This window comes from Paenarthrobacter sp. PPS72, assembly GCF_048537125.1.
Lineage (GTDB): Bacteria > Actinomycetota > Actinomycetes > Actinomycetales > Micrococcaceae > Arthrobacter > Arthrobacter nitroguajacolicus_E.
The window spans coordinates 133,314-145,434 of sequence record NZ_JBLYIE010000025.1 but is presented as its reverse complement, the minus strand read 5'-3'; the positions used below and the strand labels follow the sequence as shown (position 1 = coordinate 145,434).

Here is a 12,121-nt window from a genome sequence, read left to right as displayed (position 1 = left end):
CTTCCTTCCGGGTTCGTTCCACAGCCTGCGCCGCGACAAGCTGCAGGTACTCCAACGACCGGGAAATCTCCTCAACCTTGCCGGCAAAATCAGCAGCCTCAACAAAGCCAAACAACCCAGCCTCGTGGGCCGCCATGGATCGCAATGAGTCCACTGCGGCAGCACCCTTCAGAAGGGCCGCTTCCATAGCCGGTGCGCTCGACGACAGTGAGCCCGTGGAAAACGCCGCGGGCGCCCCTTTGGTCACGGATTCCCCGGGCGTGGAGGACGTCTCGGAGGCTTCTTCGGGCGCGGGTTTCTCGGGCCCTGATCCCCTGGGCGCGGCCAACGACTCGAGCCCAAGCAGCCCAGCACTCCGGAAGGCGTCCGCGGTGGTGCCTGCCGACGTCGGGCATTTGGGCGCAGCAGCCTCGGAAGGCTTGTCGAGTGGGAAGGTCGGGACACTCCGGGGCAGCTCACTGGGGCCGGGTGAAGCTCCCCGCCGCGCCAATACCTGCCCTATGCCTTCCATAACTCAACCCTGTCACGGTCGCTTAGCAGCTATCAGCCCTCATCGGCGCTATGTGGAAAACCAGCCTGGTGCTCGCGTTGTTGAGGGAAGGAGAGGTGTAGGGATCTACCGTGAAAACATGACTATTGACCCCAGACCAAAATCACCGGTACGGCAGTTGCGCGTGGTCGTGGAGGCTGAGGATTACGACGCTGCATTGTCGTTTTTCCGTGACGCACTGGGGTTGCCTGAGCAAGCTGCCTTCGAGGAGATGGCGACGCCCGTGTCACCATTCCGGAAGCCGGCCGGGCTACCCTCGAGATTGCCAACCCCGCGCAGGTGCGGCTGATCGACCAGATTGAAGCCGACGGCCAGCCCAGTGCCAAAGTCCGGATTGCTTTCGAAGTGGACGACTCCGCGGCGACCACCAGAGACTTGGTCGAGGCCGGGGGGCACTCTAATTGCTGAACCCGTGGTCACTCCGTGGGCGTCGTTGAATTCACGGCTCGAAGCCCGGTTTCAGAAGGCCTTGAGTCCCGGAAGCGTACGACGGCGGGAGTCGCCGTCGTACGCTTGTCGCCTTAATCGAACCTCTCTTTTCGGGTGAGGTCTAAGCTACGAGTCCCGTTTGGTGGTCAATGCCCGCTTGATCGACCTTTCGATGAAAGCGCATGCCGGCCTTGCCACCGACGATGGCGCCGATAAGGGGAACAATCAGGGCGATCACGAGGCCAATGATGCCGCTCGCGGTCATCAGGCTTCCGTCGACGGGAATCTGCGGGGCGCCGTTCAGGTTGCCGAGAATGTTGAACTGGCTCCCTGCCACCGCCGCGAGGACTGCCACGATGATGGCGATGATGATGCCCCAGAGCCACACGGCCAGCCCCTGCTTCACTCCATCGAAACGGGCCATACGGCCAGCGACGTATCCTCCGCAGTAATATGCCAGGAACAAGACGACTGCCAGCACGACTCCGCTGACAATTCCCAAAGTTTCCGCGTTTTGCTGGGCCTGATCGGCTGCTTGTTCAGCGCCGGATGGATTCGCCGCCCCCACGCCGACGCCGATGGCAGTCGCCAAGGCGCTGAGCAGGACGGTCATCCCGATGGCCGTTAACCAGCCAAAGAATGCCGAGCCCCATTTGATGCCCCCAAAGCGTTCCTTTTCCGCATTGACGACGTCATTCCGGCGGGCATTGGGAGTGCTTGAGCCCGCGCTGTCTTCATAGACCATGTCAGCTCCTAATCCGGGTGCCTGAACGTTGGTTCTTCAAGCAAAACACCACCTTCGGCAAGAAAGCAAGCATGCTTACTAAATTCATGTCAGGCAACCGGCAGCAGCTTGGGTGGTGAGTAGTGTGGGCACATGCTGATGCTCGTGGATTTGGACAAGACCTTGGTGGCCGCTCAAAAGCGCTGATCCCCGACCATGTCTTCCAAAGCCCATTCAAGAACCATGAGTTCGAAGGGATCCGGTTCCTGGATGCAGTTGATGTAGGCGTCCAACTCAAACAGCTTGGCGCTCCCGCCGTTGGCCCAATACCGCACCCACAGGTCCAGCAGCGTGATGGCACGTTGGGCTATGAGGGTTCGTGCGCGCTGCCGGGGGTCGTTCACGTGCTGCGGCTCCTGTCTGAGATGTCCATGTCTGGACCATAAAGGAGCATGCGACACGTTGCGTTGAGATGCACAGGTTTGAACAGTCGCCCTATGTCCTCGCATGCTGCCTTAGGGATCATCAGGCCCGGGAGTCCGGTGAAGCGGAATTCCGGGGCGCCGCCGTCGACTGTCGTATGTGGAGTCGGGGGAGAAGCTCAATGTGCTCGGTAGCTGCGGCCTCGCTGGCCAGCCGGGCAAAACCGCCCCCGCGGGAACCTCTCATGAGGCGGCCCAGCAGCCGCTGGACGGCACGATGCCCGACCTCGCACTTCCATGGAGCCACCGCCGTGAGCTGAACGTGGGCCAGGCCGGCGATGACGTCGTCATAACCGGCCAGGGAAACATCGGCGGGGATGTTAAAGCCGGCGTCCTCGAGCCACATCATGCATTTCACGGCCAATTGATCGTTGTGGACGAACACCGCCGTGGCCCCGTTCTTGACCACGTTGATCAGTTCTTCGGCTGCGTCGTCCGAGCCGGGCGTTCCTTCGCTGATGATGCCCGCCGACGTCAGGCCCGTTGCCTCTACGGCTCCAAGGTAACCGTCTACGACGCGGTTCGAGTTGGGCCCGGAGATAACAACGCAAGCGATCTTCCCGTGCCCAAGTTCGGCCAAATGACGGACTGCCAGGGCGGCTCCTGCTGCATGCGATGAACAGACGGAATCCAGTACGGAGGCGGCACCGGTCCATGAGACAGTCCGTTCCACCAGCACCACCGGAACGGGCAGGGAGACGAGCCATTTCTGCTGTTCAGCGTCCAGCTCTCCGGTAGCGAAGTCCGGTGTGGGCGCGATGACTATGCCGTCCACGCCCTTGGCCGTCAGGCGCGCAACCTGATGCATTTCCGTCGACTTGTCGTAGTCCGAAACCCCCAGGACCAGTTGTGCGCGGGCCACCCCGGCGGCCACCTTGGCACCATGGATGACGCCGTCGAAGTAGTAGTTGCTGTGCGGCACAACCATGCCGATGGTGAAGGGGCCGTCGTTCCCAACAGGCCCGTCAGCAAGCGCGCCGGCGGACCTGGCCGGCGCCACGGAGCCGTGTCTGCGGTACACAAGTCCCTGCCCGGACAGTTCCTCCAGGTCGCGCCGGATGGTCACTGCTGAGATGTTGAGCCGTATCGCCAGGTCATTGACCAGCTGGGCTCCTTCCCGCTCCACGATTGCCAGAATATTCTGACGCCGTTCTTCGACGCTGCGACCCACGAAACCTCGCTTCGAACGATTAATTTGATCAAAGCGATCATAGGGTCCGGCGGCACTTTTCCCGGCGGATATTACTTGATTTGAAAGCCCTGACTCCCCGACCATAAAACAGCTTTTAGCCCTTTTTATGATCGTCTTGATTGGATTGATCATATGAACTTGACCTTCTCCCGCACCCATTCCAGCATGTGAAGGATTCGCGGTTCGACCATCGATCCGCCGCCCTTTGAGGAGATGGCAAGGCCATGATGGGAAGCGGCTTTTTCGCTCGTCCGGAACGGAAGCCGGTGGTCCTGGCCGTTGAGATCGGAAACCTCGCACTAAGGGGCGCGATCTTCGGCCTGGATGGGGTGGCGCGGTTGCGCCGATTGCGGCCTTCGGGCCCGCCCGGCGACGGCGTCACGGATCGATCCCGCGCTCTTCTTAGGGAACTTGCCGTTGATGCGCGGGCGAACGGCATGGAGCCGATCGCTATCGGCATCACCAGCACCGGGGCTCACACGCCGCTGGCCAACATTCTCGGCAACGAATTGGGAGTGCCGGTGGTCGTCAGCACCAGCGTCGCCGCCAGGGGCCTGGCCGAATCGTTTGCCGGGCCACCGAAGGAGCAGGGAAACACGGTGTTTGTCACCGTCGGCGCCAGAGTGCGGGCTGCGATCGTCTCAGGCGGCTCTTTGCTTGCAGGATGTACTGATAGTGCAGGCGAATTGGGGCACTTACCGGTGATGCCCGACGGCGAGTGGTGCCACTGCGGGCAGCAAGGCTGCCTTGAGGTCTACTTTTCAAGCGAGGGACTCGTGCGACGGTATCGGGCGTTCGGCGGCCCCCTCACCATTGCCGGGGCCGACATCGCGCGTCAGCAGAACGACGATCCTCTTTGTGGGCTGCTCTGGAACGAAGGCCTGCGTGCCTTGTCGTTGGGACTGGCGGCGCTTACCTTGCTGGTTGATCCCGCGGCAATAATCCTGGACGGCAACCTTCCCCAGCCCGTGCCTAGCTTCAAGGAGGCCGTTGGATCACGGTTGGCCGACCTCCTTGCGTGGCGTACCGTACCAGCCATCCGCGCCTCCCGGCTGGGACACGGAGCCGCCCAGATCGGCACCGCAATCCTCGCCTTCCAAGCGGCCGGACATGTGGGGATTGCCTCCGCGTGGGATCTGGCCTCAGCCTCACACGATCCTGCGTTCACGCGCACGAGTGATGAGTATCATTCGTGGAACGAGGACGAATGAACGCCGTCTCCTATCACCGATATGCAGTGGCCGCACCGAGAATCCATGTGGACATCATCGAAGATCACACAGTCCTCCTTGAATGCCTTGCGGCCTGGTTGGCCACGAAAGCGCCGGACATTGTGGTTGTGGGCCGCTACGGTTGTTGGGCCGAGGCGGTGGTGGATCTGGACGACCTGTCGGATGTTGTGGTGCTGGACATTCTTTTGGGTGACAGTGTCCCGCTGGTCAATAAGATCAGGACACTCCGCTCGGCAGGGGTCAACGTGGTGGTGCTCAGTTCCGAAGCTCCATCCCGCTTTACAGCCGTTCAAAATCCAGCTGAACTGCATTGCGGCTGCCGCAGCGGTGGCACTGTTCCTCAAGAAGCCGGCTTCCGCCTAACGCCCGCACAAGGGGGGGGGGGGGACATGCACGACGGCGGAGGCTCGCCGTCGTGCATTTGCTCGGTTGAGTGCGGGCTGAGTGACCAGCGGCGAAGCTTTCCATATATAGGGACGCGTGCCTGTTTCGTGGGAGAATGAGGGGTATGGAAGCCACCACCGCCGGAGCCCGGACACTTGAACGCGGACTCAGCCTCATTGACCACGTAGCGGCCGGCAACCATCGGCTTGAGGACATCACCAAGGCCGCAGGACTCAGCCGGTCGGCCACCCACAGAATGCTGACCTCCCTGGTGGGAGCCAAGTACCTGAGCCAGTCGGAGGACCGCAGCTACCATCTGGGCGTCAAACTCCTTGAGCTGGGTACCCAGGCGCAAACCAGCATCGATTTGCCCGGGGCCGTACAGCAGATCCTGTCCGACATTGCCCGTATAACCCAAGACGCGACGCACTTGGGGATATTGTCCGGCGATGAAGTGATCTACCTGGCCAAGGCCCGCGGTCACCGAGGGTTCGAGATGACCTCCTACCCGGGCGTTCGCCGGAAGGCTCAAACCACGGCGCTGGGCAAAGTGCTGCTGGCAGAGAAGGACGACTCCGAGGCGATCAAGGCCTTCAACCACACCATCACCCCAACGCCGCTCTCCATTAAGACAGCCGAAGACTTCCTTGCCGCGCTGCACGAGGCCAAGCACAACGGTTATGCCATGGACGATCAGGAGAACGAACTCGGGATCACATGCCTTGCCATCGGGATACCTGATTTGAGCGGAGCCATGGCGGCCGCCGTGTCAGTTTCAGCTCCCAGCGTCCACATGACTCCCGAGCGCACCCAATCCCTGGTTGCCCTGCTGCAAAAGTTCCAACCGGAACTCACCAGCTGCCTGCCGCCCGGATTTGAAAGAGCGTGGATCTAGGCAGGTCTCGATCCGGCCCCCTCAGATCCGGCCCCCTCAGATCCGGCACCCCTAAGTCCGAACGCAGCTAGCGGGCCACGGGCTCCGAAGAGTCCAGTAATCCCAGCTCGTGGCGTCGTGGCATGCCTTCCCAGTCGCCGGGGACCAGGCAGGCGAAAGCGCCTGTTCGTACGGCCGTGTGGAGCCGTTCCTTTATGGAGGCCCCGGCGAGGAAGTCTGAAATGTAGCCGGCCACGAAAGCATCTCCGGCGCCCACAGTGTCCACGGCGTTGATGCGTACTGCTTCCTGGCGATATTCGGTGCCGTCGATGACAGCCACGCAGCCGTGCGGCCCGTTTTTGATGACTACCTGCCGAGGGCCCAAGGCTGCGATCCTGCGTGCGAGTTCGAAGGAATCCGCCCCGTGGCCCACCGCGATTCCGGCTTCGTCATCGCCGGCGAAAACGATGTCTGCCAGTTCAATGAACTTGCGGAAGACCGGGCCGGCCTCGTCTTCTGTCCAGAGGGCGGCGCGGTAGTTCAGGTCGAACGAGACAGTCACTCCCGCTTCACGTGCCACGGACACTGCGTACAGGGCAGCTTCACACGCTGATTCGGAGAGCCCGGGCGTGATTCCGGTCAGGTGCAGGAGCTTCGCGTTCCGGATGGCATCCACCGGGACGTCTTCCGGAGCCAGGCGTGAACCCGCGCTCGCGGAGCGGTAGTACCAGACCTTCAGGTGTTCCAGGGTGCGGCGTTCCTTGATCATCAGGCCTGTGGGTGCGCCGGCGTCGCGGATGCCCAGGGTGGTGATGCCCTCGGCCGCTACCTCACGGAGTACAAGGTCGCCGAGGCTATCCTGCCCCACCCGCCCGAGCCAGGTCACGCTGGTGCCGAGGCGCTTCAAGGCGATGGCGAAGTTGGTTTCGGCCCCGCCCATGCCCAGTCCCAGGGAACCGGCATGGGCCAGCGGACCGGGTGTGGCAGCCTTCATCAGTGCCATGGTTTCACCCATGGTGACTACATCGCTGTACGTCCCCGTCTCCGTGTGAGCGGTCATTTGGCCTCCCTCGCTTCCACGGCGTCGCTTACGAGCCGGCTGAGTTTTTCTGCCCTTGCGGTCAGTTCGTTCAGGTTTCCGCCGGAGAACGCGTCACGCAGCAAGGGCCCGCCAAGGCTGACAGCCAGGGCGCCGGCTGCGATCCAGGCGGGTGCGTCGTCAATCCCGATCCCTCCTGAGGGAACCATCCGCATCTCGGGGAAGGGTCCGCGGAGCTGGCCGATGTACCCAGGCCCTACTGTCGAGGCGGGGAACAGCTTCACCGCCGTGGCGCCGGCGTCCCAGCCGGCCAGCAGCTCGGTAGGCGTGAGTCCGCCCGGGAACACCGGGATGCCACGCTCGACGGCGGCACTCACCACCGCGGTGACCATCGCCGGGGTGACCAGGTAGTCCGCTCCGCCGTCGAGGGCTTGCCTGGCTTGATCCACGGTGGTGATGGTGCCGACGCCGATTTCGGCGTCCGTGCCGAAGCGTTCCCTCAGAAGGGGGAGTTCCTCGAAAACGCCTTGGGTGCTGAGGGTCAGCTCGATCGATCGGACGCTGCCGCGTACCAGTGCTTCGATCACGGGGGCGTACTCGCGGGCGTGATGTGCCCGCATGACGGCCACCACGGGGTTGGCTGTCAGGATCGCGGACGGCGCTGGCCGTTGAGGGTTGCCAGGTGACTGAGGGTTGCCAGGTGACTGAGGGTTGCCAGGTGACTGAGGGTTGCCCAGTGACTGCACATTATTCATCGGGCCAGCCACCCGCCGTCGACCGGAAGGACAACGCCGTGGACGTAGTCCGCGGCCGGGGAGGCCAGGAACACCACTGCGCCTGCGAGGTCGTTCCCTGAACCCCATCGGGCGGCGGGGATACGGCTGGAGATCTGTTCATTGCGCACGGAGTCGGCCAGCAAGGCCTGGTTCATGTCGGTAGCGATGTAGCCGGGGGCGACAGCGTTGACGTTCACGCCCTTCGGTGCCCATTCATTGCACAGTGCCTTGGTCAGTTGGGCCACCGCTCCCTTGGACGCAGCGTAGGCCGGCACCCGCAGACCACCTTGGAACGTCAGCAGCGAAGCCAGGTTGATGATTTTGCCGTGTCCGCGCTCCACCATGGCCTTACCGAAGCCCTGGCAGAGCTGGAACACTGCCCGGGTGTTGATGTTCATCACTGCGTCGAAGTCTTCCAACGGGAACTCCACGGAGTCATGGCGGATCTGCGTGCCGGCGTTGTTGACCAGGATATCGATCCGGTGCTTCGCCAGCGTCGTTTCAATGGCGTGGCCAACGGAGTCTTGGCTGGAGAGATCGATGGCAATGGCTTCGGCGCTCACGCCCGCCTCCGCCGCAGCTTGGGCCAGTTCCGGAGCAAGCGGACCGCGTTGCAGCGCAACAATATTCGCACCCGCCCGGACCAATCCAAGCGCGATACCCAGGCCGATGCCCCGGGAAGCTCCGGTGACGGCCGCCGTCGAGCCCGTCAGGTCGAAAGGCGTCCGCAGCGCCGCTGGGTCAGTCCTGCCAATGTCAGTCATACCGGTGTCTTTCATGCTTCTTCCTTGCCGGGGATCGGTTCCGCAGCAGCCGGGCCCACGAATACTTTGAGGACCGCGCCGGCGGTCATGGCTTTGGTGAACGCGGCCGGGGTTTCTTCCAAGGGAAAGACCTCCACGGGGACGCGTCCCAGCCCAAGGTCGCCGCCTTCGATGAGCTTGACGGCCCGTTCGACGTCGGCCCGCGTGTAGACGCGGACGCCCACCACGGTGTTTTCTGCGAAGGTCAGGGCCTGCAGATCCACCTCGACCGGTTTCTTGTAGACGCCCACCAGGACGATGGTGCCCAGTACGCGAACAGCCTTCGGCAACAGAGCCGCCACCGAGGGGTGCGCAGCCGAATCAAAGACGATGTCCGCGCCGTCGCCGCCGGTTGCCTCAAGGACTGCATCCACCGGGCTGGTACCGGAGGCAACAGTCTCGAAGCCGAGCTGCTCTGCCACCAAACGGCGCTCTTCGGAAGGCTCGGAAATCAGCACACTGCCGGCCCCTTCGTGACGGGCAACAAGGGCCGTGAGGATGCCGATGGGACCGGCACCGAAAACCACCACCCGCTCACCGCCACGCAGACCGGACCGGGACACAGCGTGAACAGCCACGGCCAACGGCTCGGCCAGTGCGGCTTCCTGCAGCGGAACAGCTGAGCTGATCGGGATCAGGGTTTCCGCGGGCAAAGCCACGTACTCGGCAAGGGACCCGGCGACGTCGATCCCGTACAGCTTCAGGTTGCGGCACACATGCGTGTTCCCCTCCCGGCATGGATGGCACTTCCCGCAGTGAATCAAGGGTTCCACCGTCACCCGGGTGCCCGCTTCCGGCCCTCCCGGGGCACCAATTTCCACGACGCCGGTGATTTCATGGCCCATCACCACGGGCGCTTCTGCGCGGGGGTGGCTTCCGTGGAGGATGGAGAAGTCCGTGCCGCAAATCCCCGTGAGTTCCGATCTCACCAAGGCCCAGCCCTCCGGAACCTCGGGAAGGGGCACAGTTCGGTACTCAATGGTGTCCGGACCCGTCCACACCGCTGCGCGCATGGTCTTGACTGCTGTTCCTGTGATGGTTTCGGTGCTCATCGGGCCACGCTTCCCATCAGCACTTCGCCGTTGAGGATGTTGCGCGGCGTGCGGCCGGCGCAGACCTCCACCACGTTCTCCACCGTGCGGCGCTTGAGCTCGGCGTACGACTCCTCGCTGTACCAGGCGGCATGCGGTGTGAGAACCGCGTTCTCAAGTTCCAGCAAGGGGCTGGTCCTGGGCAGTGGTTCCACCTCGAAGACGTCCAGGCCGGCCGCCTGCAGGCGCCCGTCCTTCAGGGCCGCTGCCACAGCATCCGTGTCCACAACCCCTCCGCGGCAGGTGTTGACCAGCACAGCCCCGGGCTTCACCTTGTCCAGGACGCCACCGTTGATCAGATGATGAGTGTGCTGGTTGAGGGGGACATGCAGCGAGATAACGTCCGCACGGGCAATAAGGTCCTCGAAAGTGACCACGGTGATCCCGTCCTCCGTGACAGATCCGGGTGCCAGCAGGGGATCGGAACCAACAACCTGGTAACCAAGTCCTTTGGCCTTCCGGCCCGTGGCCGCCCCGATCAAACCCAGTCCAACCACCCCGAACACCCGGCCGCTGATCCGGTGCAATGGTTGCACCGGCCCCAGCGAATAGTCACCGCGACGCACGCCGCGGTCCAGCTGCGTGATCCCGCGGGCCAGGCTGACGGCCAAGGCAATGGCATGATCACTGACGTCTTCGGTGCCGTAGTCCGGGACGTTGCAGACGGCGACGCCGCGCGTGGTGGCGGCTTCGACGTCGAGCGTGTCAACCCCGACGCCGTAGCGGCCAATCGCTTTCAAGCCCGGCAGCGCGTCCAAAACCTTGGCGGTGATGGGCGCGTACTGGACGACGATCGCGTCCGCGTCGGCGGCGGCAGCGATGACCTCCTCCTCCGTCCGGCATTGGGCCAGCACCAGCTCGACGCCGGCGGCCAGGGCGACAGCCCGCTCGATGTCGATGGAGTCGTGGTCGCAATCAGTGATGACTATTCTTGTCGAATTGATGGTGGTGCCTGGGGTTTGCATTACTTGGCGTCCTCTTCAAGGAGAAGGTCGCGATCGACCGTCTCCGGAGATTTGATGGTGGTGAACAGGCTGATGCCCATGATGGCCATCATGTAGATGGCAACCGGGATCCAGGATCCGCTGAAGGCGGTGACCAACGCGGAGCAGATCAGTGGGGCAACGCCGCCGCCGAAAACGGAGGAGAACTCGCGGCCGAGTGCCACACCGGCGTAGCGGTAGCGTGCGCCGAAGAGCTCAGGGAAGTACGCGGCCTGGACACCTACGGATCCCTGGGCGGCAAAAATGAAGCCCAGGACAATCACCAGCGATATCAAGAACAGGTTGCCGGTGTTGATCAGCAGGAAGGCCGGGATGGGGAAGATGAACAAGAAGGTGGTGACCACCAGGTACATGGATCGGCGGCCGAACCTGTCCGAGAGGTTGCCGAACACGTAGGCGGACACGCAGGCGAACAAGGCGCCCACCAGCAGTACCTTGGGGATGAACGTGGCATCAATCTTGAGTTGGCTGATGAGGTAGGAACCAAGGAACACCTGGAACAGGTAGGAATGGGCGTTGGCGCCGACGTTCATGAAGAACACGCGGAAGAGGTTCTTACGGCCGTTCTTGACGACGTCCGCCACAGGCGTGTCCCGTTTGCCGATGGCCCCTTCTTCCTTGAGTTCCTGGAAAACGGGGGACTCCTTGAGCTTGCGGCGTATGACGTAGGCGGCGATCGTCACGAAGATTGACGAGAAGAAGACCAGGCGCCACCCGTACGATTCCAGTGCTTCCTTGGGCATCATTTGGACCAGGATCCAGACGACGGCTCCAAGTGCCGTACCGGCCGCTGCCCCGACGAAGACCAAGGAGGCGTATTTGCCACGCTGGCCCTTGGGCGCGGTTTCCGCGATCAGGACCACGCCTCCGGCCTGTTCAGCTCCGGCGCCGAACCCCTGCAGGAAGCGGCAAGCCACCAGGAGCGCCGGAGCCCAGAGCCCGGCTTGCTCGTAGGTGGGCAGGAGACCGATGGCGAACGTGGCGATTCCCATGAGGAACAGTGTGGCCACCAGCACCCATTTCCGGCCCAGGCGGTCCCCGTACTTGGAGAAGAACAGTCCGCCGAGGGGCCTGGCGCCGAAGCCAACGGCATAGGCGCCGAAAGCAGCAAGGATGCCGATCGCGGGATCGACATTGGGGAAGAAGATCGTGTTGAAGATGATCGCGGAGGCGGTTCCGTAGATCACGAAGTCGTACTGCTCCAAGGCAGTTCCAATGAGTCCGGCCCAGGCGGCCCTGCGGACGTTCTGCACCTCGGACGGGGTGGCGGTGTCTGGCCCACCGGCATTCTGAACAACGCTGTTCTCAGTCAATCTGGTCTCCAAGCGGATGGTGGCGGTTAGCCGTGGATGGTGATTTCAGCAGATTCCGATTATAGGGATGGCATCCCGAAAACTGCTGGAGACTAATGTAGCCTACGTTTTTCCGCGAAGAAAGCGATTTCTGAAAACGACATAAAAAAGCGCACGACGTCGGTTGCCCGCCGTCGTGCGCTCTTTCGTTGTGGTTTTGCTGAAGTCAGCTTTTGCTGGAGTGTGCCG

12 protein-coding genes and 1 pseudogene are annotated in these 12,121 nt (G+C 62.9%); 3 read left to right on the top strand and 10 right to left on the bottom strand.

From position 1 onward, the window contains the following. From ACLRGI_RS13300 to ACLRGI_RS13285, 4 genes and pseudogenes are all read right to left on the bottom strand, one after another. A pseudogene (locus ACLRGI_RS13300) lies at positions 1–511 on the bottom strand (HNH endonuclease signature motif containing protein); the annotation flags it as partial. A 589-nt stretch (positions 512–1,100) separates the two neighbouring features. Next, positions 1,101–1,724, bottom strand: coding sequence for a hypothetical protein (locus ACLRGI_RS13295; protein WP_419202117.1), 624 nt, complete (start codon positions 1,722–1,724; stop codon positions 1,101–1,103). A 173-nt stretch (positions 1,725–1,897) separates the two neighbouring features. Further along, positions 1,898–2,107, bottom strand: coding sequence for a hypothetical protein (locus ACLRGI_RS13290; RefSeq protein ID WP_419202116.1), 210 nt, complete (start codon positions 2,105–2,107; stop codon positions 1,898–1,900). 121 nt (positions 2,108–2,228) lie between these two features. Next, positions 2,229–3,356, bottom strand: a complete 1,128-nt coding sequence (locus tag ACLRGI_RS13285) for a substrate-binding domain-containing protein (RefSeq protein ID WP_419202115.1) — start codon at positions 3,354–3,356, stop codon at positions 2,229–2,231. 245 nt (positions 3,357–3,601) lie between these two features. On the opposite strand from ACLRGI_RS13285, the gene ACLRGI_RS13280 reads away from it, so the two are divergent. From ACLRGI_RS13280 to ACLRGI_RS13270, 3 genes are read left to right on the top strand one after another with little or no spacing between them, the layout of a single operon-like run. Continuing rightward, positions 3,602–4,588 carry an ROK family protein gene (locus ACLRGI_RS13280; RefSeq protein WP_419202114.1) on the top strand — a complete coding sequence of 329 codons (987 nt, stop codon included), beginning with the start codon at positions 3,602–3,604 and terminating at the stop codon, positions 4,586–4,588. Then, entirely contained in the window at positions 4,585–5,112 is a 528-nt protein-coding gene (locus tag ACLRGI_RS13275; RefSeq protein WP_419202113.1) for a helix-turn-helix domain-containing protein, read from the top strand. The genes ACLRGI_RS13280 and ACLRGI_RS13275 overlap by 4 nt, the downstream gene beginning before the upstream one ends. 5 nt (positions 5,113–5,117) lie before the next feature. Next, the gene (locus tag ACLRGI_RS13270) at positions 5,118–5,888 is read left to right on the top strand and encodes an IclR family transcriptional regulator (RefSeq protein ID WP_419202112.1); all 771 of its coding nucleotides are present in this window, start codon (positions 5,118–5,120) and stop codon (positions 5,886–5,888) included. A 67-nt stretch (positions 5,889–5,955) separates the two neighbouring features. Here ACLRGI_RS13270 and ACLRGI_RS13265 read toward each other — a convergent pair whose 3' ends face one another. The 6 genes from ACLRGI_RS13265 to ACLRGI_RS13240 are packed head-to-tail and all read right to left on the bottom strand — an operon-like array spanning position 5,956 to position 11,893. Further along, on the bottom strand, positions 5,956–6,927 hold the full coding sequence (locus tag ACLRGI_RS13265; RefSeq protein WP_419202111.1) for a sugar kinase: 972 nt from the start codon (positions 6,925–6,927) through the stop codon (positions 5,956–5,958). Beyond that, the gene (locus ACLRGI_RS13260) at positions 6,924–7,661 is read right to left on the bottom strand and encodes a bifunctional 4-hydroxy-2-oxoglutarate aldolase/2-dehydro-3-deoxy-phosphogluconate aldolase (protein ID WP_419202110.1); all 738 of its coding nucleotides are present in this window, start codon (positions 7,659–7,661) and stop codon (positions 6,924–6,926) included. The genes ACLRGI_RS13265 and ACLRGI_RS13260 overlap by 4 nt, the downstream gene beginning before the upstream one ends. Beyond that, on the bottom strand, positions 7,658–8,461 hold the full coding sequence (locus tag ACLRGI_RS13255) for an SDR family oxidoreductase (RefSeq protein WP_419202109.1): 804 nt from the start codon (positions 8,459–8,461) through the stop codon (positions 7,658–7,660). The genes ACLRGI_RS13260 and ACLRGI_RS13255 overlap by 4 nt, the downstream gene beginning before the upstream one ends. Then, positions 8,458–9,537, bottom strand: coding sequence for a zinc-dependent alcohol dehydrogenase (locus tag ACLRGI_RS13250; RefSeq protein WP_419202108.1), 1,080 nt, complete (start codon positions 9,535–9,537; stop codon positions 8,458–8,460). Before ACLRGI_RS13250 ends, ACLRGI_RS13255 begins: the two co-directional genes overlap by 4 nt. Continuing rightward, positions 9,534–10,541 (bottom strand): C-terminal binding protein, encoded by a 1,008-nt coding sequence (locus ACLRGI_RS13245; RefSeq protein WP_419202107.1) that lies wholly within the window; start codon positions 10,539–10,541, stop codon positions 9,534–9,536. Before ACLRGI_RS13245 ends, ACLRGI_RS13250 begins: the two co-directional genes overlap by 4 nt. Then, positions 10,541–11,893 carry an MFS transporter gene (locus tag ACLRGI_RS13240; protein WP_419202106.1) on the bottom strand — a complete coding sequence of 451 codons (1,353 nt, stop codon included), beginning with the start codon at positions 11,891–11,893 and terminating at the stop codon, positions 10,541–10,543. Before ACLRGI_RS13240 ends, ACLRGI_RS13245 begins: the two co-directional genes overlap by 1 nt. Between the last annotated feature and the right edge of the window lie 228 nt (positions 11,894–12,121).

Excerpts from the sequence above, each read along its gene's own strand:
- ACLRGI_RS13295 (WP_419202117.1), bottom strand. The coding sequence starts at position 1,724 with ATGGTCTATGAAGACAGCGCGGGCTCAAGCACTCCCAATGCCCGCCGG.
- ACLRGI_RS13280 (WP_419202114.1), top strand. The coding sequence starts at position 3,602 with ATGATGGGAAGCGGCTTTTTCGCTCGTCCGGAACGGAAGCCGGTGGTC.
- ACLRGI_RS13275 (WP_419202113.1), top strand. The coding sequence starts at position 4,585 with ATGAACGCCGTCTCCTATCACCGATATGCAGTGGCCGCACCGAGAATC.
- ACLRGI_RS13270 (WP_419202112.1), top strand. The coding sequence starts at position 5,118 with ATGGAAGCCACCACCGCCGGAGCCCGGACACTTGAACGCGGACTCAGC.
- ACLRGI_RS13265 (WP_419202111.1), bottom strand. The coding sequence starts at position 6,927 with ATGACCGCTCACACGGAGACGGGGACGTACAGCGATGTAGTCACCATG.
- ACLRGI_RS13260 (WP_419202110.1), bottom strand. The coding sequence starts at position 7,661 with ATGAATAATGTGCAGTCACTGGGCAACCCTCAGTCACCTGGCAACCCT.
- ACLRGI_RS13255 (WP_419202109.1), bottom strand. The coding sequence starts at position 8,461 with ATGAAAGACACCGGTATGACTGACATTGGCAGGACTGACCCAGCGGCG.
- ACLRGI_RS13250 (WP_419202108.1), bottom strand. The coding sequence starts at position 9,537 with ATGAGCACCGAAACCATCACAGGAACAGCAGTCAAGACCATGCGCGCA.
- ACLRGI_RS13245 (WP_419202107.1), bottom strand. The coding sequence starts at position 10,541 with ATGCAAACCCCAGGCACCACCATCAATTCGACAAGAATAGTCATCACT.